General features: G+C 73.6%; 19 protein-coding genes and 2 pseudogenes. 14 read left to right on the forward strand and 7 right to left on the reverse strand.

What is annotated here, in order from left to right; all coding sequences use genetic code 11:
* Positions 1–353 (reverse strand): annotated as a pseudogene (locus tag OO62_RS39100) (hypothetical protein); the annotation flags it as partial.
* On the reverse strand, positions 350–1,333 hold the full coding sequence (locus tag OO62_RS25580; protein WP_033269932.1) for an aldo/keto reductase: 984 nt from the start codon (positions 1,331–1,333) through the stop codon (positions 350–352). The gene OO62_RS25580 and the pseudogene OO62_RS39100, both read right to left, overlap by 4 nt.
* Before the next feature lie 328 nt (positions 1,334–1,661).
* Here OO62_RS25580 and OO62_RS36590 point away from each other — a divergent pair.
* Positions 1,662–2,709 (forward strand): annotated as a pseudogene (locus tag OO62_RS36590) (LLM class F420-dependent oxidoreductase).
* Positions 2,710–2,996: 287 nt separating this feature from the next.
* Positions 2,997–3,785, forward strand: coding sequence for a ferritin-like domain-containing protein (locus OO62_RS25590; protein WP_033269933.1), 789 nt, complete (start codon positions 2,997–2,999; stop codon positions 3,783–3,785).
* A 36-nt stretch (positions 3,786–3,821) separates the two neighbouring features.
* Here the strand turns inward: OO62_RS25590 and corA are convergent, their stop codons facing one another.
* Positions 3,822–4,817 (reverse strand): magnesium/cobalt transporter CorA, encoded by a 996-nt coding sequence (gene corA / locus OO62_RS25595; RefSeq protein ID WP_180290007.1) that lies wholly within the window; start codon positions 4,815–4,817, stop codon positions 3,822–3,824.
* A 59-nt stretch (positions 4,818–4,876) separates the two neighbouring features.
* On the opposite strand from corA, the gene OO62_RS25600 reads away from it, so the two are divergent.
* From OO62_RS25600 to mshC, 4 genes are all read left to right on the forward strand, one after another.
* Positions 4,877–5,575: a histidine phosphatase family protein gene (locus OO62_RS25600; RefSeq protein ID WP_033269935.1), complete on the forward strand. Its 699-nt coding sequence runs from the start codon at positions 4,877–4,879 to the stop codon at positions 5,573–5,575.
* A gap of 109 nt (positions 5,576–5,684) precedes the next feature.
* The gene (locus tag OO62_RS25605; RefSeq protein WP_033269936.1) at positions 5,685–6,275 is read left to right on the forward strand and encodes a DUF3090 domain-containing protein; all 591 of its coding nucleotides are present in this window, start codon (positions 5,685–5,687) and stop codon (positions 6,273–6,275) included.
* Positions 6,239–7,162 (forward strand): SCO1664 family protein, encoded by a 924-nt coding sequence (locus tag OO62_RS25610; protein ID WP_078617352.1) that lies wholly within the window; start codon positions 6,239–6,241, stop codon positions 7,160–7,162. Before OO62_RS25605 ends, OO62_RS25610 begins: the two co-directional genes overlap by 37 nt.
* A 119-nt stretch (positions 7,163–7,281) precedes the next feature.
* Entirely contained in the window at positions 7,282–8,511 is a 1,230-nt protein-coding gene (gene mshC / locus OO62_RS25615) for a cysteine--1-D-myo-inosityl 2-amino-2-deoxy-alpha-D-glucopyranoside ligase (RefSeq protein ID WP_033269937.1), read from the forward strand.
* 223 nt (positions 8,512–8,734) lie between these two features.
* Here the strand turns inward: mshC and OO62_RS25620 are convergent, their stop codons facing one another.
* A complete protein-coding gene (locus OO62_RS25620) occupies positions 8,735–9,784 on the reverse strand; it encodes a PAC2 family protein (RefSeq protein WP_033269938.1) in 1,050 nt (349 codons plus the stop codon).
* Positions 9,785–10,045: 261 nt separating this feature from the next.
* Between OO62_RS25620 and OO62_RS25625 the strand changes: the two genes are divergently transcribed.
* From OO62_RS25625 to OO62_RS25660, 8 genes are all read left to right on the forward strand, one after another.
* The gene (locus OO62_RS25625; protein WP_381569089.1) at positions 10,046–11,398 is read left to right on the forward strand and encodes an enolase C-terminal domain-like protein; all 1,353 of its coding nucleotides are present in this window, start codon (positions 10,046–10,048) and stop codon (positions 11,396–11,398) included.
* Complete coding sequence (locus tag OO62_RS25630; protein WP_051733593.1) at positions 11,395–12,192, forward strand: SDR family NAD(P)-dependent oxidoreductase; 798 nt, start codon at positions 11,395–11,397, stop codon at positions 12,190–12,192. Before OO62_RS25625 ends, OO62_RS25630 begins: the two co-directional genes overlap by 4 nt.
* 65 nt (positions 12,193–12,257) lie before the next feature.
* Positions 12,258–13,289, forward strand: a complete 1,032-nt coding sequence (locus OO62_RS25635; protein WP_033269939.1) for a sugar ABC transporter substrate-binding protein — start codon at positions 12,258–12,260, stop codon at positions 13,287–13,289.
* Positions 13,289–14,890 carry a sugar ABC transporter ATP-binding protein gene (locus tag OO62_RS25640; RefSeq protein WP_033269940.1) on the forward strand — a complete coding sequence of 534 codons (1,602 nt, stop codon included), beginning with the start codon at positions 13,289–13,291 and terminating at the stop codon, positions 14,888–14,890. Before OO62_RS25635 ends, OO62_RS25640 begins: the two co-directional genes overlap by 1 nt.
* The gene (locus tag OO62_RS25645; RefSeq protein WP_033269941.1) at positions 14,887–15,921 is read left to right on the forward strand and encodes an ABC transporter permease; all 1,035 of its coding nucleotides are present in this window, start codon (positions 14,887–14,889) and stop codon (positions 15,919–15,921) included. The genes OO62_RS25640 and OO62_RS25645 overlap by 4 nt, the downstream gene beginning before the upstream one ends.
* Before the next feature lie 13 nt (positions 15,922–15,934).
* Positions 15,935–16,936: an aldo/keto reductase gene (locus OO62_RS25650; RefSeq protein ID WP_051733594.1), complete on the forward strand. Its 1,002-nt coding sequence runs from the start codon at positions 15,935–15,937 to the stop codon at positions 16,934–16,936.
* 19 nt (positions 16,937–16,955) lie between these two features.
* On the forward strand, positions 16,956–17,795 hold the full coding sequence (locus OO62_RS25655) for an amidohydrolase family protein (RefSeq protein ID WP_033269942.1): 840 nt from the start codon (positions 16,956–16,958) through the stop codon (positions 17,793–17,795).
* 218 nt (positions 17,796–18,013) lie between these two features.
* On the forward strand, positions 18,014–18,784 hold the full coding sequence (locus OO62_RS25660) for a 3-oxoacyl-ACP reductase family protein (RefSeq protein ID WP_051733598.1): 771 nt from the start codon (positions 18,014–18,016) through the stop codon (positions 18,782–18,784).
* 151 nt (positions 18,785–18,935) lie between these two features.
* Here the strand turns inward: OO62_RS25660 and OO62_RS25665 are convergent, their stop codons facing one another.
* The 3 genes from OO62_RS25665 to OO62_RS25675 form a co-directional block, all read right to left on the reverse strand.
* Complete coding sequence (locus tag OO62_RS25665) at positions 18,936–19,607, reverse strand: FadR/GntR family transcriptional regulator (protein WP_033269943.1); 672 nt, start codon at positions 19,605–19,607, stop codon at positions 18,936–18,938.
* Between the two features lie 59 nt (positions 19,608–19,666).
* Positions 19,667–20,707 (reverse strand): glycoside hydrolase family 18 protein, encoded by a 1,041-nt coding sequence (locus OO62_RS25670; RefSeq protein ID WP_033269944.1) that lies wholly within the window; start codon positions 20,705–20,707, stop codon positions 19,667–19,669.
* Positions 20,708–20,915: 208 nt separating this feature from the next.
* The gene (locus OO62_RS25675; RefSeq protein WP_033269945.1) at positions 20,916–22,520 is read right to left on the reverse strand and encodes a glycerol-3-phosphate dehydrogenase/oxidase; all 1,605 of its coding nucleotides are present in this window, start codon (positions 22,518–22,520) and stop codon (positions 20,916–20,918) included.

Below are 22,520 nucleotides of genomic sequence, written 5' to 3' on the forward strand. Positions count from 1 at the left end.
GGGGAGGGGGCCGGGGCGTCGGCGGCCGGGTGCTGGGCGGGGGCCGCGGGCCGGGGAGCGGGGTGCTGCGCCGGCGTCCCGGCGGGGGAGGGCGCAGGTCCGCCCGGCGTGGGGCTCCCCTGTGCGAGGCCTGCGGGGGCGGTGCCCGGGCCGGTGCCGGTGGCGGGTGCGGCCGGGCGGGCGGGGCGGGGGGCTTCGTTGAAGAACGAGGCCGCCGGGCGTTCGCCGGTCTCCACGGCCCGTACGGCCGCCGCCAGTGCCGCCGCGGTCGCCTTCCCCGGTCCGGCCGCCGGGGACTCCTTCGCTCCCTGCTGCTCGGGCGGGGTTTCGCCGGCGCGGCGGTCGGTACTCACAGCGTGCTCCAGTCGTGGTCGGGATAGTGGTGCACCGGAGCCGATACATCGTCCAGCGCCCGGCAGATCTCGTCAGGAAGACTAAGGGTCTCCACTGACAATGCCGCTCTGAGCTGCTGCGCTGTGCGTGCGCCGACGATCGGCGCGGTCACTCCGGGGCGGTCGCGCACCCATGCGAGGGCGACCTGGAGCGGGGTGACGGCGAGCCCGTCGGCGGCGGTGGTGACCGCCTCGACGACCCGGCTCGCGGTCTCGTCGAGGTAGGGCGCCACGAAGCCCGCCAGGTGGTCGGAGGCGCCGCGCGAATCGGCCGGGGTGGCATGGCGGTACTTGCCGGTCAGTACGCCCCTGCCGAGCGGTGAGGAGGGCAGGACGCCGATGCCGAGGTCCAGGGCGGCGGGCAGCACCTCGCGTTCGATGCCGCGCTGGAGGAGGGAGTACTCCATCTGCGTGCCGGCCAGCGGGTTGCGTATGCCGGGTGCGGCGCGCTGCCAGGTGGCGGCCTTGGCGAGCTGCCAGCCGGAGAAGTTCGACAGCCCCACATAGCGGGCCCGGCCGCTGGTGACGGCCAGGTCGAGGGCCTGGAGGGTCTCCTCCAGCGGGGTGTGCGGGTCGAAGGCGTGCAGCTGCCACAGGTCGACGTAGTCGGTGCCCAGCCGCTCCAGTGAGGCGTCCAGGGCGGCGAGGAGGTGGCGCCGGGAGCAGTCGACCCGGCGGTCCGGTTCCAGGACGCTGCCGGCCTTGGTGGCGATCACCAGGTCGTCGCGCGGAACGAGTCCCTCCGTCAGCCGGCCCAGCAGGTACTCGGCGCCGCCGTCGGCGTAGATGTCGGCGGTGTCCACGAGGGTGCCGCCGGCCTCCCAGAACGTCTTGAGCTGGTCGGCGGCTTCGTGCTCGTCCGTGTCGCGGGCCCAGTTGAGGGTGCCGAGTCCGAGACGGGACACGCGAAGGCCCGTTCGGCCGAGGTGCCTTTGCTCCATGAGGCTTGAGATTACGCGCCGAGGGCGGGGATCAGGGGACCTGTGGACAACCCGCCGGTGGTGCCCGGTGGTGGCCGGCGGCGCCCGGTTGTGACCGGTTGTGCCCGGTTGCGGCCGGTGGTGGGAGGGGAGGCGCGGGGATGCGGGAGACGGGGTGGGGGCCGGGGCGCCGGGAGGGGGTGCAGGGGCCGGGGCGCGGGAGTCGCGTGGAGCGCCGTCGCCCCGGCGGCAGGAGCCGGGAGGGCCTGGGGGCAGGGGCTTTGACGACACTCGTGTGCGCGCTACAGTCCCCGGAACAGCGACGTTACTGATGGGTAAGGGGAGCGGCATGAGGCTTGGCATCAACCTCGGCTACTGGGGCGCCGGGATGGACTCCGACAATCTCGCGGTGGCGCAGGAGGCCGACCGCCTCGGCTACTCCGTCTGCTGGGCGGCCGAGGCGTACGGTTCCGACGCCGCCACCGTGCTCTCCTGGGTCGCCGCCCAGACGGAGCGTATCGACGTCGGTTCGGCGATCTTCCAGATCCCGGCGCGTACACCCGCGATGACCGCGATGACGGCCGCGACCCTGGACTCCCTCTCCGGGGGCCGGTTCCGGCTGGGCCTCGGGGTGTCCGGGCCGCAGGTCTCCGAGGGCTGGTACGGCGTCAAGTTCGACAAGCCGCTGGCGCGCACCCGTGAGTACGTGGAGATCGTCCGCAAGGCCATGGCGCGCGAGCGGCTCTCCTACGAGGGCGAGCACTGGACGCTGCCGCTGCCCGGGCAAGCCGCTGAAGCTCACGGTGCATCCGCAGCGCGAGCACATCCCGCTCTACATCGCCGCGATCGGCCCGAAGAACCTGACGCAGACCGGTGAGATCGCCGACGGCGCGCTGCTGATCTTCCCCTCCGTCGAGCATCTGGAGGAGACCGCGCTCTCGCACCTCCGGGCGGGCCGCGAGAAGGCGGGCAGGACGATGGAGGGGTTCGACGTCTGTCCGACGCTGCCGCTGGCCGTGGGCGCGGACAAGGACGTCAGCGCGCTGGCCGACATGTTCCGGCCGTACACCGCGCTGTACGTCGGCGGCATGGGCAGCCCCAAGCAGAACTTCTACAACCAGCTGGCGCAGCGCATGGGCTACGAGAAGGAAGCCGCGGAGATCCAGGAGAAGTACCTGGCGGGCGACAAGGACGGCGCCGCCGCCGCGATTCCGGGGCGGCTGATCGACGAGACGACGCTGCTCGGCTCCGTCGAGCGGATCGCCGAGCGGATGCAGGGCTACGCGGCGGCCGGCGTGACCACCCTGACGCTGGCCCCGGCCGGTTTCACGCTGGAGGACCGGCTGGCCTCGCTGCGGGCCGGCACCGAGGCCCTGGAGCGCGCCGGACTCGCGTGAGGACACGCTCCGCGCCGGGCCTGCGGTGAGAAGTCCCGGGCCGGCAGCACGAAGCCCGGCGCCTGGGGCGCCGGGCTTCCGTGGTCTGCGGCCGTGGTGGGGGCTCGGGGGGATCTTCCCCGCCACGGCCGTCGCGCTGCTCAACGTGGCGGCCGGCGGCCCGGTTACGCCTCGTCGCCGCCGGTGCGTCAGCCGAACGGCCGAATGGGTGGCGGCTCCGGTTGCCGCGACCGGAACGCCCCATTTGACTTTTTCTTTACGGGTGTGTCCGTTCGGAGGTGGCGCAGATGTTCTCGGCCCGCAGTGTCTTCCAGGAGATCGTCGACAATGACAACTCCTACCGCCTGTTCTGTTCCATAGCGGCCAGCGGCGAGGCCCAGGGCGGCTGGGAGAACGGCCGGATCGCCGCGCTCCTGCCCACGTCGCTGCGCGAGCTGGCGCCCAAGGTCGCCCGGCACGGCGCCGACGAGGACAAGCACGGCCGGATCTTCCAGGCCCTGATGCGCAGGCGCGGGCTGACGCCCGCGGAGGTCCCCGACGACACCGACTACACGATGCTCCTGGAGCGGCGCGGTATCGGCCTGGCGCACGACAAGCTGCGCCGCGACGAGCCGCTCACCGAGCTGGACATCATCACCTACCTCGCGCACAGCCGGGTCACCGAACAGCGGGCCTCCGATCAGATGCGGATGCTCAGGAGGTTCTTCGGCGACCACCCCGAGGTGGGCAAGGCGGTCCGGATGATCTGCCGGGACGAGGACAACCACCTCGCCTACTGCCACGAGGAACTGCTGAAGCTGGCCCGGGCGGGGCACGGCCGGACCATCCAGCGGGTGCTGCGCGAGTGCGCGCACGCCGAGATGGCCGTCTACCGGGACGTCAGCCTCGCGGTGATGGACCACATGGGCCGCCTGCTGCACTGGCCGACGGCCAAGTCCGCGACGCTGGCCGCGGGGATCCGGGCGGTGTACGGCTACGAGCGGCTGGGCGGCTGGCGGCGGATGGTCACCCTCGAGAAGCCCGAGCGGCCGGATCCGCTGGGCGGCCCGGCCACCTCCGCGCCGGAGTTCGCGTGAGCCGGGCCGGCGCCGCCGTACGCCTCCCGCCGCGGGTCACAGCCACCCGCGTCGTTTGAACAGGCGGTAGAGCGAGACCTCGATGAGGACCATCAGCACCAGGACCGCGGGGTATCCCAGGTGCCAGCTGAGTTCCGGCATGTAGGTGAAGTTCATGCCGTAGATCCCGGCGATCAGGGTCGGTACGGCTGCCAGCGCCGCCCACGCGGAGATCTTGCGCATGTCGTCGTTCTGCCGTACGCCCATCTGGGCCAGGTGGGCGGAGAGAATGTCCGAGAGCAGCCGGTCCAGGCCGTCCACCGATTCGTTGGCGCGGGTGAGGTGGTCGTCGACGTCGCGGAAGAACGGCCGGGCATGGGCGTGCACGAACGGCACTCCCGGGTTCTGCAGCCGGGTCATCGGCCCCGCCAACGGGCCGGTCGCCCGCCGGAATTCCATCACCTCGCGCTTGAACGCGTAGATCTCGGCGGCGGTGTTCCGGGTGTCCGCGCCGCGCACCGGCGCGAACACCTCCGCCTCCAACTCCTCCATGTCCAGCTGGAGTTCGGCGGCCACCTCGATGTAGTGGTCGACCACCGCGTCGCTGACCGCGTACAGCACCGCCCCGGGGCCGTGCCGCAGGATCTCCGGATGCTCCTCCAGGCGGCGCCGCACCGCCGCCAGGGGGCTGGCCTCCCCGTGCCGCACGGTCACCACGAACGAGTCGCCCACGAAGACCATCACCTCCGAGGAGGTCACCGTGTCGGCCTTGTCGTCGTAGGTGATCGGTTTGAGCACCATGAACAGCGAGTCGTCGTAGACCTCCAGCTTGGGCCGCTGGTGGGCCTTGAGCGCGTCCTCGATCGCCAGGGGGTGCAGGGCGAACTCGGATCTGACGCGCTCGAACTCCTCCGCGGTCGGCTCGTGCATCCCCAGCCACATGAAGGAGTGGCCCTCGGCCCGGGCCGCGTCGAGGGCGTGCGCGAAGTCGGTCGCGCACTCGGTGCGGCGGCCCTCCCGGTAGATGGCGCAGTCCACGATCACATCTGGCATTCTCGCGCGGAGGCCGGGCGCATGCCAGGACGGGGGCCGCGGAACGTAGGCTGGCGGTCATGCCCACGCTGATCCTGGTGCGGCACGGCCGCTCCACCGCCAATACTGCCGGAGTGCTCGCCGGGCGGGCGCCCGGCGTCGCCCTCGACGAGCGCGGCGCCGCCCAGTCCGCCGCGCTGCCCGCCCGGCTGGCGGGGGTCCCGCTGGCCGCCGTCGTCTCCAGTCCGCTGCAGCGCTGCCGGGAGACCGTGGAGCCGCTGCTGGCGGCCCGGCCGGGGCTCGCGCTGCACGTCGAGGACCGGATCAGCGAATGCGACTACGGCGACTGGTCGGGCCGCAAACTCGCCGAGCTCGGCGACGATCCGCTGATGGAGGTCGTCCAGCGGCACGCCTCCGCGGCGGCCTTCCCCGGTGGGGAGTCGATGCGCGCCATGCAGGCCCGGGCGGTGGACGCGGTGCGCGACTGGAACGCCCGCATCGAGGAGGCGCACGGCCCGGAGGCCGTCTACGCGATGTGCGCGCACGGCGACATCATCAAAGCGGTGGTGGCCGACGCGCTGGGCCTGCACCTCGACCTGTTCCAGCGGATCTCCGTCGAGCCCTGCTCGGTCACCGTCATCCGCTACACCAGGCTGCGTCCCTACCTGGTCCGGCTCGGTGACACCGGCGACTTCGCGTCCCTCGTGCCCAGGGAGGACGGGGCGATCCCGGCCGACGGCCGGGACGCGGCCGTCGGCGGTGGTGCGGGCGCAGCGTGATCAGTCGGCGCAGTAGGGTGGTGCGACGGCGCTGCCCGCCACGCCCCTGCGGTCAGCAGGACGTGCAGCGACCGCAGTGACCCCGCAGTCGAGCAATCGGAGCAGGACGTTGTCCCGTCAGGTGTTCTTCTACGACGCGCCGGACCGCTTCGTGGCCGGTACGGTCGGGCTGCCTGGCCGCCGTAGCTTCTACCTCCAGGCCACCGCCGCCGGCCGCACGACCAGCGTCGCCCTGGAGAAGACGCAGGTCGCGGCGCTCGCCGAGCGGATCGACGAGCTGCTGGACGAGGTCGTACGGCGCAGCGGCGGCAACGCTCCGGTGCCCGCCGTCTCGCCCGCCGAACTCGCCGACACCGCCCCGCTGGAGACCCCCGTGGAGGAGGAGTTCCGGGTCGGCACGATGGCGCTGGCCTGGGACGGCGAGGACGAGCGGATGATCGTCGAGGCGCAGGCCCTGGTCGAGCTGGACGCCGACAGCGACGAGGCGCTCGCCGACGCCGAGGAGCGGCTGCTCCAGGACGACGAGAACGGCCCGCCGATGCTGCGGGTGCGCCTCACCGGAACCATGGCCAGGGCGTTCGCCAAGCGGGCGCTGGAAGTCGTCAACGCCGGCCGCCCGCCGTGCCCGCTGTGCAGCCTGCCGCTCGACCCGGAGGGACACGTATGCCCGCGCCAGAACGGATACCGACGGGACGCCTGAGCGGCGGCGAGCCGGCCGCGGAGCCGGCCGCGTCGCTGCCCGGTCCCGCCGACCCGGCGCGGGCCGCGGCCGTGCCGGAGCCTGCCGCCGGCCTGTCGGCCGCCTTCCTGGCCGAGGGTGAGCTGACCGTGCGCGGCCGCATCCGGGAGGCGTCCAACGCGGTGCTCTACTGCACCGTCGAGCACGACGGCCGCAGTGCCGCCTGCGTCTACAAGCCGGTCGCCGGGGAGCGCCCGCTGTGGGACTTCCCGGACGGCACCCTCGCCCAGCGCGAGGTCGCCGCCTACGAGGTCTCCCGCGCCTGCGGCTGGGACCTGATCCCGCCGACCGTGCTGCGCGAGGGCCCGTACGGCACCGGCATGGTCCAGGAGTGGATCGACCCGCCGGAGAGCAGCGACGAGGTGCCCGAGCTGCTGGCGCTGGTGGAGGACGAGGAGCCGGGGCCCGGCTGGAAGGCCGTCGGCTTCGCGGAGCTGGGGGAGGGCCGCACCGCGCTGCTGGTGCACGCCGACCATCCGCGGCTGCGGCAGCTCGCGGTGCTGGACGCGGTGATCAACAACGGTGACCGCAAGGGCGGGCATCTGCTGCCCGGCGTCGACGGCCGGTTCTTCGCCATCGACCACGGTGTGACGTTCAACGCCGAGGACAAGCTGCGCACCCTGCTGTGGGGCTGGGCGGGCGAACCGCTGCCGGCGGAGGCCGTGGAGGTGCTGAGCGGTCTGCGGAAGGCGCTGGCGGACGCGGCGCCGCTCGCCGCCCGACTGGCCGAACTGCTCACGGACGCCGAGATCGAGGCGTTGCGGACCCGCGTGGCGGAGCTGCTGCGCAGCGGCCGGCACCCGGAGCCGAGCGGGGAATGGCCCGCGATCCCCTGGCCGCCCGTCTGAGCCGGAGCCGCACCCCGACGCGCCCCTTGCACGTTGCGCTGTCAAACACAAGAGTGCCTTTCCGGCCAGACCCGTGGTCCGGTTCGTATGCGGAACCTCCGTCCGGTTACGCTCAAGGCATGCATGCATGGCCCGCTTCTGAGGTCCCCGCCCTGCCTGGTCAGGGCCGCGACCTGAGGATCCACGACACCGCGACCGGCGGACGGGTGACCCTCGACCCCGGTCCCGTCGCCCGTATCTACGTCTGCGGCATCACGCCGTACGACGCCACCCACATGGGGCACGCGGCGACCTACAACGCGTTCGACCTGGTTCAGCGCGTGTGGCTCGACACGAAGCGCCAAGTGCACTACGTGCAGAACGTCACCGACGTGGACGACCCCCTGCTGGAGCGGGCGGTGGCCACCGGCGACGACTGGACCGCGCTCGCCGAGCGCGAGACCGCCCTGTTCCGCGAGGACATGACGGCACTGCGGATGCTGCCGCCGCAGCACTACATAGGCGCCGTCGAGTCGATACCCGGGATCGTCCCGCTGGTGGAGCGGCTGCGTGACGCCGGCGCCGCCTACGAGCTGGACGGCGACATCTACTTCTCCGTCGCCTCCGACCCGCACTTCGGCGAGGTCTCCGGACTCGACGCCGAGGCGATGCGGCTGCTGTCCGCCGAGCGCGGCGGCGACCCGGAGCGCGAGGGCAAGAAGAACCCGCTCGACCCGATGCTGTGGATGGCCGCCCGCGACGGCGAGCCGAGCTGGGACGGCGGCTCGCTGGGCCGCGGCCGGCCCGGCTGGCACATCGAGTGCGTCGCGATCGCCCTGGACCACCTCGGGATGGGCTTCGACGTGCAGGGCGGCGGCTCCGACCTCGCCTTCCCGCACCACGAGATGGGCGCCTCGCACGCCCAGGCGCTCACCGGCGAGCACCCGTTCGCCAAGGCGTACGTGCACGCCGGGATGGTGGCCCTGCACGGCGAGAAGATGTCCAAGTCCAAGGGCAACCTCGTTTTCGTCTCGAAGGTACGGCGCGAGGGCACCGACCCGGCGGCGATCCGCCTGGCGCTGCTCGCGCACCACTACCGGGCGAACTGGGAGTGGACCGACTCGGTGCTGGAGGAGGCGGTGGCACGGCTGGCGCGCTGGCGCGCGGCGGTCTCCCGTCCCGACGGCCCGCCGGCCGAGGCCCTGCTGGCGGAGATCCGCGCGGCGCTCGCCGACGATCTGGACTCCCCGGCCGCGCTGGCCGCGGTGGACCGCTGGGCCGCGACGCAGGAGGCGCAGGGCGGCACGGACGAGGGCGCGCCCGGCCTCGTCTCGCGCACCGTCGACGCGCTGCTGGGCGTGGCGCTCTGACGGCCGCCGGCTGACATCGTCCCTCGGGGCGCCTTCGCGGGAGCGGGGGCGCCCCTTCGTTCTTGTTGGGGGCCGGTCCGCCGTGGCGCCGGGCGGGCCCGCGTACGGCTACGGCTCACCCGCCGTGACGCCGAGGGGCGGCCCGGGTGCGTCGTCGGCCGCCCGTTCGGGCCGTCCCGCCGCAGGCGCACGGCCTCCGGCGGGACGGCGGAACGAACCCCGGTCAGTCCTCGTCGCGGCGTTCCTCGGAGTCCTCCGAGGACTCCGGGCCGGTCTCCGCCTCGTCGGTGGGACGCTGCTCGCGCTGGTCCTTGGGGACCGGGCGGGGCGGGCGGGTGCGGCCGCTGGTGGAGTCGCGGAGGTAGGAGCTGTCGCGGCCTTCGGTGAGGCCGCCCTCGGTGGCCACGCCCGGGCCGGCCTGCGGGTCGCGGCGGCGCAGGTAGCGCTCGAACTCGCGGGCGATGGCCTCGCCGGACGCCTCCGGGAGGTCCGCGGTGTCCCGCGCCTCCTCCAGGGACTGGACGTATTCGGCCACCTCGCTGTCCTCGGCGGCCAGCTGGTCGACGCCCAGCTGCCAGGCCCGCGCGTCCTCGCTCAGCTCACCGAGCGGGATGCTGATGTCGAGGAGGTCCTCCAGGCGGTTGAGCAGCGCGAGGCTGGCCTTCGGGTTGGGCGGCTGGGAGACGTAGTGCGGCACCGCGGCCCACAGGCTCACCGCGGGGACCCCGGCGTGCGTGCAGGCTTCCTGGAGGATGCCGACGATGCCCGTGGGGCCTTCGTAGCGCGATTCCTCCAGGTCCAGGCGGCGGGCCAGGTCCGCGTCGGAGGTGACGCCGCTGACCGGGACGGGGCGGGTGTGCGGGGTGTCGCCGAGCAGGGAGCCCAGCACCACCAGCATCTCCACCCCCAACTCATGGGCGAATCCCAGGATTTCGTTGCAGAACGAACGCCAGCGCATGCTGGGTTCGATCCCGCGGACCAGGACGAGATCGCGCGCCCGGCCCTTGCCGTTCGCGTCGCCCACGCGGACCACGGACAGCCGGGTCGTCGGCCAGGTGATCTTGCGTACGCCGCCGTCCAGGAAGACCGTGGGGCGGTTGACTTGGAAGTCGTAGTAGTCCTCGGCGTCCAGCGCGGCGAAGACCTCTCCCTTCCATTCCCGGTCCAGATGTGCGACCGCGGCGGAGGCGGCGTCGCCGGCGTCGTTCCAGCCTTCGAACGCGGCCACCATGACCGGGTCGATCAGCTCGGGCACCCCCTCGAGCTCGATCACCCAGCGCCTCCTTCCGACCGGTTCGGCCGTGTGGGGGCGGCCGCCGGCAGCAGTTCCATTGCGTGCGTCACCAGACTACGGCGTGTGCGGTGCCGGTCCGCAGCCCCTGTGCACGAATGAGATCCGATTCATCCGATCTGTGTCCGGCTCTGATCGCGTAACTTCCGTACGGGGTCTGGACGCGGTCTTGCGCGCGGGTCTATACATCGGATGACCGGGAAAGGTCCGATGTTCTTCCGCAACATCTCTGGGGGCATGCGCATGGCCGTGACCGACACCGTCACCGAGCTCGAGGTCCACGACGTCCGCTTCCCCACCTCGGAGCAGCTCGACGGCTCGGACGCCATGAACCCGGACCCCGACTACTCCGCCGCCTACGTCGTGCTGCACACCGCCGGCGGGCCGCAGGGGCACGGCTTCTGCTTCACGATAGGGCGCGGCAACGATGTCATGGCCGCCGCGATCCGGTCGCTCGCGCCGTACGTCGTCGGCCGCCCCGCGCCCGCCACCGCAGCGGACCTCGCCGCCCTGCACCACGACCTCACCCACGACTCCCAGCTGCGCTGGCTCGGCCCCGAGAAGGGTGTGACGCAGATGGCGGCCGGGGCGGTGGTCAACGCCGCCTGGGACCTGGCCGCCGGCCGGGCGGGCCTGCCGGTGTGGGAGTTCCTGGCCGGAATGACACCCGAGGAACTGGTCTCGCTCGTCGACTTCCGGTATCTGACCGACGCCCTGACGCCCGGGGAGGCCCTCGCCCTGCTGCGCGCCGCCGAACCCGGCCGCGCCGAACGCGCCGCCCGCCTCAAGGCCGAGGGCTACCCCGCGTACACCACCTCGCCCGGCTGGCTCGGCTACGACGACGGCAAGCTGGTGCGGCTGGCCAAACAGGCGGTGGCCGACGGGTTCGGGCAGATCAAGCTGAAGGTGGGCGCCGACCTCGACGACGACCGTCGGCGGTTGCGGCTCGCCAGGGACGCCGTCGGGCCCGGCGTACGGATCGCCGTCGACGCCAACCAGCGCTGGGACGTGGCCGAGGCGGTCCGCTGGATGACCGCGCTGGCGCCGTACACCCCGCACTGGATCGAGGAGCCGACCAGCCCGGACGACGTGCTGGGGCACGCCGCGGTGCGCTCCGGGCAGCCGGTGAAGGTCGCCACCGGCGAACACGTCGCCAACCGCGTGGTGTTCAAGCAGCTGCTGCAGGCCGGGGCGGTGGACTTCGTGCAGATCGACGCGGCCCGGGTGGCCGGCGTCAACGAGAACCTGGCGATCCTGCTGCTGGCCGCCAAGTACGGCGTCCCGGTGTGCCCGCACGCGGGCGGGGTGGGGCTGTGCGAGCTGGTGCAGCACCTGGCGATGTTCGACTACGTGGCGGTGTCGGGGAGTTGGGAGGACCGGGTCATCGAGTACGTCGACCATCTGCACGACCACTTCACCGAACCGGCCGTCGTCGAGCGCGGCCGCTACCGCGCCCCGGCCGCGCCCGGCTTCTCGGCGCGGATGAAGCCGGCGTCCATCGCCGCTCACCGCTTCCCCGACGGGCCCGTGTGGCGGGCCCGCCGGCCACCGCACGACCGGTACCGGCAGCCGGGCGAACAGGAGGTCTCCGCATGAGCAGCGCAGCACACACCGGCCGGCCGCCGGCCGACTTCGAGGGGATGGCCGCCGTGGTCACCGGCGGCGGGTCCGGCATCGGGGCGGCCACCGCGGCCCTGCTGATGGCGCGCGGCGCGCGGGTGGCCGTGCTGGACCGGGACCCCGCCGGGGCGCCGGCCGGGGCGGTCCGCGTCACGGCCGAGCTGACCTCGGACGCCGCCGTACGGGCCGCGGTCGAGGAGGCGGTGGTGGAGCTGGGCGCCCTGCACACCCTGGTCGGCAACGCGGGCATCGGCGCGATCGGCACCGTCGAGGACAACGACGACGCGGAGTGGGGCCGGGTGCTGGACGTCAACGTGCTGGGGCTGGTGCGCACCGCGCGGGCCGCGCTGCCGCATCTGCGCCGTACCGCCGCCGGTGCCCCGGGGGCGGTCTCGATCACCCACACCTGCTCCATCGCCGCCACCGCCGGGCTGCCGCAGCGCGCCCTGTACAGCGCGAGCAAGGGCGCGGTGCTGTCGCTGACGCTGGCGATGGCCGCCGACCACCTCCGGGAGGGCATCCGCGTCAACTGCGTCAACCCGGGCACCGCGGACACCCCGTGGATCGGGCGGCTGCTGGCACGGGCCGACGACCCGGCCGCCGAGCGCGCCGCGCTCCATGCCCGCCAGCCGATGGGCCGGATGGTCACCGCTGACGAAGTGGCCGCCGCCATCGCCTCGTTGGCGTCGCCCGCCGCGTCCGGCATCACCGGTACCGCGCTCGCCGTCGACGGGGGGATGCAGGGGCTGCGGCTGCGGCCCGCCACCTGAACCGGCCCGTCCGCCCGCACCCCGCGACCTCCCGGGATCCGCACACCACGACCGAGGGACCACCCATGAGACTGCGTACCACCGGCGCGGCGGTCTGTGCCGCGGTGCTCGCCACCGCCGCGCTCGCCGGCTGCAACCGCGGCAGCGACGCCGCGGGCGGCCGGATCGGCATCGACATGCCCCGTACGGACACCGACTTCTGGAACTCCTACCAGCAGTACCTCGAAAAGGACCTGGACCACGGCGGTCCGGCCGCGCTGCCGCTGTCCAACTCGCAGAACGACATCGCCAAGGTCGTCTCCAACGTCCAGGCGCTGACCGACCAGGGCGCCAAGGCCATCGTGATGGCCCCGCAGGACACCGGGGCCATCGCCGCGGAGCTGCGGCGGCTGGCGGAGAAGAAGATCCCGGTGGTGAGCGTGGACACCCGGCCCGACGAGGGCAAGGTCTACATGGTCGTGCGCGCCGACAACCGCGCCTACGGGGAGAAGTCCTGCGAGTACCTCGGCAGGCGGCTCGGCGGCCGGGGCCGGGTCGCCGAACTCCAGGGCGACCTCAGCTCCATCAACGGGCGGGACCGGTCGGAGGCGTTCGCGTCCTGCATGCGGAAGAAGTTCCCGAGGATCACCGTCCACGAGCTGGCCACCGACTGGAAGGGCGAGGTGGCCTCCGCCAAGCTGCAGAGCCTGCTCGCCCAGCACCCGGACCTCGACGGCATCTACCTTCAGGCCGGCGGTGCCTTCCTGCAGCCCACCCTCGCCCTCCTGGAGCAGAAGAAACTCCTCAAGCCGGCCGGGTCCGCGGGGCACATCACCGTCATCTCCAACGACGGCATCCCGGACGAACTGGACGCCATCCGCGCCGGCAAGATCGACGCCACCCTCTCCCAGCCCGCCGACCTCTACGCCAAGTACGCGCTGTACTACGCCAGGGCGGGGCTGGCGGGGAAGACCTTCCGGCCCGGGCCCACCGACCACGGCTCCACCATCGTGAGGATCAAGAACGGGCTGGAGGACCAGCTGCCGGCGCCCCTGGTCACCAAGGCCAACGTCGACGACGAGAAGCTGTGGGCCAATCAGCTGGAGAAGAAGAAGTAGTGGCCGGGCAGACCGACGGCCGGCCGGCGGCGGTGCGCGCCGAGGGCATCGTCAAGCGCTACGGCCCCACCGTCGCCCTCGAAGGCGCCGGGCTGACCGTACGGGCCGGGGAGGCGCACGCCCTGGTGGGCCGCAACGGCGCCGGCAAGTCGACCCTGGTGTCGGTGCTGACCGGTATGGAGCGCCCGGACGCCGGCCGGGTCACCTTCGGCGGCGAGCCCGCGCCCGGCTGGGGCGACACCGCCGGCTGGCAGCGTCGGGTGGCGTGCGTCTACCAGAAGTCGATGACGGTGCCGGAGCTGACCGTCGCGGAGAACCTCTACCTGGGCCGCTTCCAGGGGGAGCGGGTCATCCGGTGGCGGGCGCTGCGCGAGCGGGCCGGGGAGCTGCTGGCCGGGTACGGCGTCGACGCCGACCCGGCCGCCCGGATCAAGGATCTCGGCGTCGAGCAGCGGCAGTTCGTGGAGATCGCCCGCGCGCTGTCCTTCGGCGCCCGGCTGATCATCCTCGACGAGCCCACCGCCCGCCTGGACGCCGCGGGCATCGGCCGGCTCTTCGCCAGGCTGCGCTCCCTGCGCGCCCGGGGCGTGGCCTTCCTGTTCATCTCGCACCACCTTCAGGAGGTCTACGAGCTGTGCGACACGGTCACCGTGTTCCGCGACGCCCGGCACGTGCTGACCGCGCCGGTCGCGGGGCTGCCCGAGGACGCGCTGGTGGCGGCGATGACGGGGGAGGAGGCGGGCGCCGCGCGGCGCAGCCGTACGGCGGCGCGCCCGCCGGGTGAGCCGGTGCTGCGGACCGAAGGGCTGGCGCTGGAAGGGCACTTCGCGCCGCTGGACCTGACCGTGCGGGCCGGGGAGGTGGTCGGCCTCGCCGGCGCCACCGGCAGCGGCAACACCGCGATCGGCGAGGTGCTGGTGGGGCTGCGGGCCCCGGACCGCGGGCGGATCTCGGTGCGGGGGCGGCCGGTGCGTACGGGCAGCGTGCCGCACGCCCTGGAGGCGGGCATCGGCTACGTCCCCGAGGACCGGCACCGCGAGGGCCTCGTGCCGGGCCGCAGTGTGGCCGAGAACGCCACCCTGACCGTCGCCGACCAGCTGGGGCCGATGGGGACCGTACTGCCCGCCAGGACACGGGAGTTCGCCCGGCGGATGATCGCGTCGCTGGACATCAAGGCGACCGGGCCCGGCCAGCCGGTGTCCGGGCTCTCCGGCGGCAACCAGCAGAAGGTGGTGATCGCCCGGGCGCTGGCCCGGGAGCCCGCCGTGCTGGTGGCCGTCCGGCCCACCAACGGGGTCGACGTCAAGTCCAAGGACGCGCTGCTGGGCGTCGTACGGGACGTCGCGGACGGCGGCAGCGGGGCCGTGCTCGTCTCCGACGAGCTGGACGACCTGCGGGTCTGCGACCGGGTGCTGACGGTCTTCCACGGCCGGGTGACCGCCGCGTTCGGTGCCGGCTGGCGCGACCACGAACTGGTCGCCGCCATGGAGGGCATGGGCGAGCACGACGCGCCCGGCGGCGAGCACCCCCCGGCCGGCGAGGGCCGCCCCGCCGGCCGGGACACGGAAGGAACCGAAGGAACGGAAGGGACCGCGTCATGACCGAGACCGCATCGCCACCGGCCGCGGGCGCGGTGGACAAGGCGCCGCGGCGCGGCCGGCCCCGGCTCGACCCGGCCCGCTGGCGGGACCTTTCCCTGGTGCCGGTGATCCTCGTCCTGGGCGTCATCGGCTTCATCGTCTCACCCGCCTTCCTGACCCGGGACAACCTGATCGGCGTCGTCCAGCAGTCCACGGAACTGGGGCTGCTGGTGCTCGCCGAGGCGCTGATCCTGATCAGCGGGCGGATGGACCTGTCGCTGGAGTCCACCATCGGGCTGGCGCCGGTGCTCGCGCTGTGGCTGGTGATGCCCGCGCACGGCGCCCGGTTCGCCGGGCTGGAGCTGTTCCCGGCCTGGACGGCGGTCCCGCTGTGCCTGGCCGTGGGCGCGGCGGTCGGCGCCGCCAACGGCTTCCTCATCCTCAAGCTGCGGGTCAACGGCTTCATCGCCACCCTCGGCATGCTCACCATGCTGCGCGGCCTCCAAGTGGGCATCTCCGAGGGCCAGTCGATCGGCAACGTCCCCGCATCCTTCGCCTACCTGGGCAAGGCCGACTGGCTCGGTGTCCCCGCGGCCGTGTGGATCTGCCTCGCCCTCTTCGCGCTGGGCGGCACGGCGCTGGGGTATCTGCGGCACGGGCGGGCGCTCTACGCGATCGGCGGCAACCCGGAGGCGGCCCGCGCGGCCGGCATCCGGGTGGACCGGATCACCTGGATCGTGCTGGCCGTCGGCGGGCTGCTCGCCGCCTTCGCGGGCATCCTCTACACCGGCCACTACGGCGCGGTGTCCGCGAGCCAGGGCAACGGCTGGATCTTCCAGGTCTTCGCCGCCGCGGTGATCGGCGGCATCAGCCTCAAGGGCGGCCGCGGCACCCTCTTCGGTGCCCTGACCGGCGTACTGACGCTCCAACTGGTGATCAATGTGATGACGCTGGGCGGGGTGCCGCCGCTGTGGACGCAGTTCCTCAACGGCATGATCATCATCGTCGCGCTGGTCATCTCCCGCTTCACCAGCGGCGAGAAGCAGGACTGAGGGGGCCGTCGTCATGCGCTTTCCGCCGCAGGGGCCGCGGGAACTGGGCCGCACCGGCGTCACCGTTCCGCCGCTCGGCCTCGGCTGCGCACCGCTCGGCAACCTCTACCGCGCGGTGCCCGAGGAGCGGGCCCGGGACGTCGTACGGGCCGCCCTGGCTGCCGGTGCCCACTACTTCGACACCGCACCGCACTACGGCCTGGGCCTGTCGGAGGAGCGGCTCGGCCGGGCCCTGCGGGGCCGCGACCGCGCCGGCTACACCCTCTCCACCAAGGTGGGCCGCCGGCTGCGGCCGCTCACACCGGGAGAAGCCCCGGACGGCGAGGGCTTCGTCGACACCCCCGCCCGCGCCCGGGTGCGCGACTTCTCCCGCGACGGCATCCGCGCCACGCTGGAGGCGTCCCTGGAACGGCTCGGGGTGGACGCCGTCGACGTCGTCTATCTGCACGACGTCGAGGACCACCTGCGCGAGGTGTACGAGACCGGCTTCCCGGCCCTGGCGGAGCTGCGCGCGCAGCAGGTGGTGCGTGCCATCGGCTTCGGCATGAACGACAGCGGGGTGCTGGCCCGGCTGGTCGCCGACCTCGACGTGGACGTGGTGCTCTGCGCCGGCCGCTGGACCCTGCTGGAGCGCACCGCCCACGACGATCTGCTGCCGGTGTGCGAGCGGCGCGGCACCTCGGTCGTCGTCGGCGGCGTCTACAACTCCGGGCTGCTGGCCGACCCGTCGCCCGGCGCCCCGTACGACTACGCGCCCGCGCCGCCCGAACTGCTCGCCCGGGCCCGCCAACTGGCGGCCGTGTGCGCAGAGTTCGGCGTGCCCCTGAAGGCGGCGGCGCTGCGCTTCCCGTTCGGGCACCCGGCCGTCGCCGCGGCCGTGGTGGGCGCCGCGACGCCCGAGGAGATGGCCGAGAACGCCGCCCTGTTCCACCACCCGGTCCCCGACGCGCTGTGGCACGCTCTCGTCGCCCGCGGCCTGCTCGACGCCGGGCTGCCGCTGCCCCTGAACGACTGAGCCGGAACGGGAGCCCCCGATGCGTATCGACGCCCATCACCACCTGTGGGACCCGGCGCGGCGCGCGCAGCCGTGGATGGACGGGGCCTGGGCCGATCCGATCCGCCGCCGGTACACCGAGGCCGACCTCGTCCCGCATCTGACCGCGCACGGCATCGACGCCACGGTCCTCGTCCAGTCGGTGTCCTCGTACGAGGACACCGCCGAACTGCTGGCCGTCGCGGCGGGGGAGGGGCCGGTGGCCGGTGTCGTCGGCTGGGCCGACCTGACCGATCCGGCGCTCGCCGAGGTCCTCGCGGCGCTGCCCGCCGGCCTGGTCGGCGTCCGGCACCAGGTGCAGGACGAGCCGGACCCCGCCTGGCTCACCCGGCCCGGCGTGCTGCGCGGCCTCGGTGTCCTGGCCGACGCCGGGCTGGTCTACGACCTGCTGGTCACCCCGCGTGAACTGCCCGCCGTGCAGGCCGCCGTACGGGCCCTGCCGCAGCTGGCGTTCGTCGTGGACCACGCCGCCAAACCGGCGGTGGCGACGGGGGACCGGCAGCCCTGGGCCGACGGGCTCACCGCGCTCGCCGGGCTGCCGAACGTCAGCTGCAAACTGTCCGGCCTGGTCACCGAGGCCGACTGGGACGCCTGGCGGCCGCAGCAGCTCCTGCCGTACGCCCGGCACGTGCTGGAGGTCTTCGGCCCGGACCGGGTGATGTTCGGCTCCGACTGGCCGGTGTGCACCCTGGCCGCCGGCTACGACGACGTCGTCGCGGTGGCGGAGGCCGCCACCGGCCGGCTCACCGCGGCGGAGCGCTCGGCGGTCTTCGGGGGCACCGCGCGGCGGGTGTACGGCCTGGGCGCCGGCGAGCCGTAGGGCGCGTCTTCCGGATCACCCCGGGCCGCCCGAAAGGAACGCCCCAGCCGCCCCGGTCGCCGCAGCCGCCGGGTGCCCGTCCGGATTCCGCCAGCTCAGGGGCGCGCCGCGGCCGAGGATCGAGTCGTACCGCAGAGGACGCGGTGCTCGTCCCCGGCGGACGACAGACCGAGGTGAAGGTGACGGTGACGACGATGACCGCGACGGTGATGGCCCCGATGACGGCGGCGGTGCGGGGCGAGGGCGGCGGCCGGCCGCTGGCCGGCAAGGTGGCGCTGGTGACCGGCGGCAGCCGGGGGATCGGTGCGGCGATCGCGCTGCGGCTGGCCGCCGACGGCGCGGCGGTGGCGCTGACCTGGCAGAGCCGTGCGGAGGCGGCCGAGCAGGTCGTCAAGGAGATCGAGGGGGCCGGCGGGCGCGCCTGGGCGGTACGGGCCGACAGCGGTGACGCGGAGGCGGTGTGGTCGTCGGTGGCGGGCGCCGTGGACCGGTTCGGGCGGCTGGACATCCTGGTCAACAACGCGGGCGTCGGTGTGCTCGGCCCGTTCGAGCAGCTCTCCCTGGAGGACATCGACCGGGTGCTGCGGACCAATGTGCGGGGGCCGTTCCTGGCGGCGCAGGCCGCGGCCGCCCATCTGACGGAGGGCGGGCGGATCATCTCCATCGGCAGCTGCATGGCCGAGCGGGTCGCCTTCCCCGGCGGCACCCTCTACGCCACCAGCAAGGCCGCGCTCGCCGGCCTGACCCGGACCCTCGCCAAGGAGCTGGGCCCGCGCGGCATCACCGCCAATCTCCTGACGCCGGGCCCGATCGACACCGACATGAACCCGGCGGACGGCGAGAGCGCGCCGCTGCAGGCGGGACTGACCGCGCTGGGGGCGTACGGCCGGGCCGCGGACATCGCGGCGACCGTGGCCCATCTGGCGGGTGAGGGCGGCCGCTACATCACCGGCGCGTCGATCGCGGTCGACGGCGGCTTCGCCATCTGAGATGCCCGTACGCGGTCCGCCGCGGTTTGACGGTTCGACACGCGGCGGGCGGGCGGACGGGGGCGGGGCGCGGCGCGGCTGGGTGCCCGGTGGCCGCTGCCGGGGCTGGGTGCGCGGTGCGGCGAGGGCCCCGGCTCCGCGCGCCGGCTGATCACAGCGAGGAGCGCAGCCACTGCTCCACGCTGGCGATGTGCACCGTCGCCCAGGCCCGCGCCGCCTCCGCGTCGTGGTCGCGCAGCGCGCCGAGGATCGCGCGGTGCTCGGTGAGGGTGCGCCGGACCGCGTCCTTCTGTGTCAGGCCGCGCCAGATCCGGGCCCGGGTCGTCGGGCCGGACAGCCCGTCCAGCAGCGAGCAGAGCACGGAGTTGCCCGATGCCGCGACGATGCCGCGGTGGAACTCCAGATCGCCGGCGACCAGGTCCTCCACCGACGGGTCCGGGCCCAGCGCGTCCAACTGGGCTTCCAGTTCGTCCAGTTCGACGGGGCCGATCCGGCCGGCCGCCATCGCCGTGGCGGCCGGCTCCAGGATGCGGCGGACGGCGAGGAACTCCAGCACCGTGTCGTCGCGGTGGAAGTCCACCACGAAGCTCATGGCCTCCAGCAGGAGTTGCGGGTCCAGGCTGGTGACGTAGGTGCCGTCGCCCTGGCGCACGTCCAGGATGCGGATGAGGGAGAGCGCGCGCACCGCCTCGCGCAGCGAGTTGCGGGACAGGCCGAGGTCGGCCGCCAGCTCGCTCTCCTTCGGCAGCCGGTCGCCCGGCCGCAGCGCACCGGAGACGATCATGCCTTTGATCTTCTCGATGGCCTCGTCGGTGACCGCCATGCCGACCTCCCCGCTCCCGACCCGCCCGGACACCCGCAGACATCCGATGTCTGGGGCCATTATGTCCTGCCGGGCCGCCCCCAACCGCTCCGGTACGCCGCCCAGTCCTCCTCGGTGGCCGCGAAATCCACATACAGCGCCATACCGAACCGCGAGCGGCCCGGGTCCTGACGGGTCAGCCCCAGCCGTATGCCCCGCACCGCGGCCCGCACGGTCTCCGCCGAGGCGTGGTGGCCCATGTCGTCGGTGTGGAAGAACGGCAGCCCCATCAGCAGATCGGTGTGCGGGCCGGTGGCCTCCAGCGCCAGCCGGGTCTGCTGCGCCACATATCCGCCGTACAGGCTCTCGGCCGGCATCCCGGTGTCGTACGACATCAGCGCGATCTGGTCGACCCGCCGCGCCACCTGCCCGAAGAACCGCTGGGAGAGCCACTTGCGGTGGCCGGTCAGCGCACCGCTGACCCGGTGCAGCCCGGGCAGCGGGTCGATCTGGTGGACCGCCACGGACAGCACGCCGCCCCGTTGGTGCACCGCGGGGCCGAGCCGGTCCAGCAGCCGGAGGTAGTCGGGGTTGTCGGAGTGCAGCGGCTCGATGTCCAGATGGACCCCGGCGAAGCCGTCCGCCAGCACCTGACGTGCGCTCGCCACGATCGCCGCGCGGGCCCGGGCGTCCGCCAGCCGCAGCCCGCCCCGCTCGCCCGGCCCGTACACCAGCCGGTCGCCCAGCCAGGCGTGCACCCGCACCGACGGCAGCTCGCGGTGCACCGCGGCGATCAGCCAGCGTGCCCGGGGATAGGCGGTGCGGGCCGGCGGCAGGGTGCCGTCGTGCTCCAACGGCCCGGCGTGGACGTACAGATCACGGATGCCGGTGCCCTCGATGCGGCGGCGCAGCGCCGCCACGTCGGCGTCGTCCCGCCGCCCGTCCACCCAGGCGTGCCCCAGCCAGAAGGCGTCCCGCCCCCGGGTGGTGGTCTGCGGCGAGGCCGCGCCCGCGTACTGGGCGCGCAGCGCCGTCCCCGCCACCGTCACCGGCAGTACGACGAGCACGGCGACCGTCCAGGCCGCCCACTTCCCCGCACGCCGCAGGCGTCGCCGAGCCATCACAGTCCCCCCGTTGCTGATCCCCCACGGCGGATCCCCGGTCGGGATGCCGTGGTGACCATCATGGCAGCCGCCACTGACAGTCACCGCCACACCTCGCACGCTCGCCCTCTGTACGCGCTCCGGCCTGCGGATACGGCGATGGGACGGCCCCCCCGTGGACCGTCCCATCGTCACTCGGCGTGCTGCCGGCCGCGCCGGCGGGCCGTCAGTTCTCCAGCATGCCCTTGACCCTGGCCCGGACGTCCTCCGTGTCCAGACCGCGGATCGTCAGGGTCGTACGGCGGCGCAGCACGTCGTCGACCGTCTCGGCCCACTCGTTGTCGCGGGCGTAGGCGACCTGCGCCCAGATCTCCGGCGCGTCGGGGTGGATGCGCTCGGCCAGCGCCGGGTCCTCGTTCGCCAGCCGGGCGATGTCGAAGGACAGCGAGCCGTAGTGGGTGGCGAGGTGACGGGCGGTCTCCGGGGCCATTCGCGGGCCGGGCGTGCCGCCGTCGACGAGCAGCCGGTGCGCGACCGCGTTGGGGTTGGCGATACCGGGCAGCGGGAGCTTCTTCGGCAGGTGCGCGATCGGCTCCATGTCGTCGGCCAGCGGGTGGCCGGGCAGCGCGGCGAGCTTGTTCATGACCGTACGGCCGATGTGCCGGAAGGTCGTCCACTTGCCGCCGGCCACCGACAGCATGCCGCCGCTGCCCTCGGTCACGACCGTCTCGCGCTTGGCCTTGGAGGTGTCGCCGGGGCCGCCGGGCAGCACCCGCAGACCCGCGAAGGAGTACGTGATCAGATCCCGCGACAGCTGCTGGTCGCGGACGGAGAAGGCGGCCTCGTCCAGAATCTGGGCGGTGTCCTTCTCGGTGACCGCGACATCCGCCGGGTCGCCCTCGAACTCCTCATCCGTGGTGCCCAGCAGCAGCATGTCCTCCCAGGGGAGGGCGAAGGTGATGCGGTACTTGTCGATCGGCGTGGCCAGCGCGGCCTTCCAGGGCGCGGTCCGCTTGAGGACCAGGTGCGCGCCCTTCGACAGCCGGATGGAGGGCGCCGCGTTCGGGTCCTCCATCTTGCGCAGGTGGTCCACCCACGGACCGGTGGCGTTGAGGACCAGGCGGGCGTTGACGCCGAACTCCTCGCCCTCCATGCGGTCCTTCAGCTCCGCACCGGTGACCCGGCCCTGGGTGAAGCGCAGTCCGGTGACCTCGGCGTGGTTGAGGACCGTGGCGCCGGCCGCGACCGCGGCACGGACGGTCATCAGGGCCATCCGGGAGTCGTTCATCTGGTCGTCGCCGTAGACGGCGACGGCCTTGAGGTTCTCGGTCCGCAGCTCGGGCACGTCGCGCTGCGCCTTGGCCGGGGATATGACGTGGCCGACGCCGTCACCGAACGCGGAGAGCGCGGAGTAGGCGAAGACGCCCGCGCCGAGCTTGGCCGCGCCGTGCGGGCCGCCCTTGTAGACCGGCAGGTAGAAGGTCAGGGGGTTGGCGAGGTGCGGTGCCACCTGGCGGGACACCGCACGCCGCTCGAAGTGGTTCTCCGCGACCAGCTTGACCGCGCCGGTCTGCAGGTAGCGCAGACCGCCGTGGAGCAGCTTGGAGGAGGCGGAGGAGGTGGCGCCGGCGAAGTCACCGGCGTCCACCAGGGCCACCCGCAGCCCGGCCTGCGCGGCGTGCCAGGCAGTGGAGATGCCCAGGATGCCGCCACCGATCACCAGGAGGTCGTACGTTGCCTTGGAAAGCTGCTCCCGGGTCTCGGCGCGGCTCGCGTGCGAACCGTGGGCCGGGTGCGTCCCGAGTGCCGGGGCGCTCTGCAGGGTGCTCAT

This window comes from Streptomyces lydicus, assembly GCF_000717345.1.
Lineage (GTDB): Bacteria > Actinomycetota > Actinomycetes > Streptomycetales > Streptomycetaceae > Streptomyces > Streptomyces lydicus.

Excerpts from the sequence above, each read along its gene's own strand:
- OO62_RS25580 (WP_033269932.1), bottom strand. The coding sequence starts at position 1,333 with ATGGAGCAAAGGCACCTCGGCCGAACGGGCCTTCGCGTGTCCCGTCTC.
- OO62_RS25590 (WP_033269933.1), top strand. The coding sequence starts at position 2,997 with ATGTTCTCGGCCCGCAGTGTCTTCCAGGAGATCGTCGACAATGACAAC.
- corA (WP_180290007.1), bottom strand. The coding sequence starts at position 4,817 with ATGCCAGATGTGATCGTGGACTGCGCCATCTACCGGGAGGGCCGCCGC.
- OO62_RS25600 (WP_033269935.1), top strand. The coding sequence starts at position 4,877 with ATGCCCACGCTGATCCTGGTGCGGCACGGCCGCTCCACCGCCAATACT.
- OO62_RS25610 (WP_078617352.1), top strand. The coding sequence starts at position 6,239 with ATGCCCGCGCCAGAACGGATACCGACGGGACGCCTGAGCGGCGGCGAG.
- mshC (WP_033269937.1), top strand. The coding sequence starts at position 7,282 with ATGCATGCATGGCCCGCTTCTGAGGTCCCCGCCCTGCCTGGTCAGGGC.
- OO62_RS25625 (WP_381569089.1), top strand. The coding sequence starts at position 10,046 with ATGGCCGTGACCGACACCGTCACCGAGCTCGAGGTCCACGACGTCCGC.
- OO62_RS25630 (WP_051733593.1), top strand. The coding sequence starts at position 11,395 with ATGAGCAGCGCAGCACACACCGGCCGGCCGCCGGCCGACTTCGAGGGG.
- OO62_RS25635 (WP_033269939.1), top strand. The coding sequence starts at position 12,258 with ATGAGACTGCGTACCACCGGCGCGGCGGTCTGTGCCGCGGTGCTCGCC.
- OO62_RS25645 (WP_033269941.1), top strand. The coding sequence starts at position 14,887 with ATGACCGAGACCGCATCGCCACCGGCCGCGGGCGCGGTGGACAAGGCG.
- OO62_RS25650 (WP_051733594.1), top strand. The coding sequence starts at position 15,935 with ATGCGCTTTCCGCCGCAGGGGCCGCGGGAACTGGGCCGCACCGGCGTC.
- OO62_RS25655 (WP_033269942.1), top strand. The coding sequence starts at position 16,956 with ATGCGTATCGACGCCCATCACCACCTGTGGGACCCGGCGCGGCGCGCG.
- OO62_RS25660 (WP_051733598.1), top strand. The coding sequence starts at position 18,014 with ATGACGGCGGCGGTGCGGGGCGAGGGCGGCGGCCGGCCGCTGGCCGGC.
- OO62_RS25665 (WP_033269943.1), bottom strand. The coding sequence starts at position 19,607 with ATGGCGGTCACCGACGAGGCCATCGAGAAGATCAAAGGCATGATCGTC.
- OO62_RS25670 (WP_033269944.1), bottom strand. The coding sequence starts at position 20,707 with ATGGCTCGGCGACGCCTGCGGCGTGCGGGGAAGTGGGCGGCCTGGACG.
- OO62_RS25675 (WP_033269945.1), bottom strand. The coding sequence starts at position 22,520 with ATGAGCACCCTGCAGAGCGCCCCGGCACTCGGGACGCACCCGGCCCAC.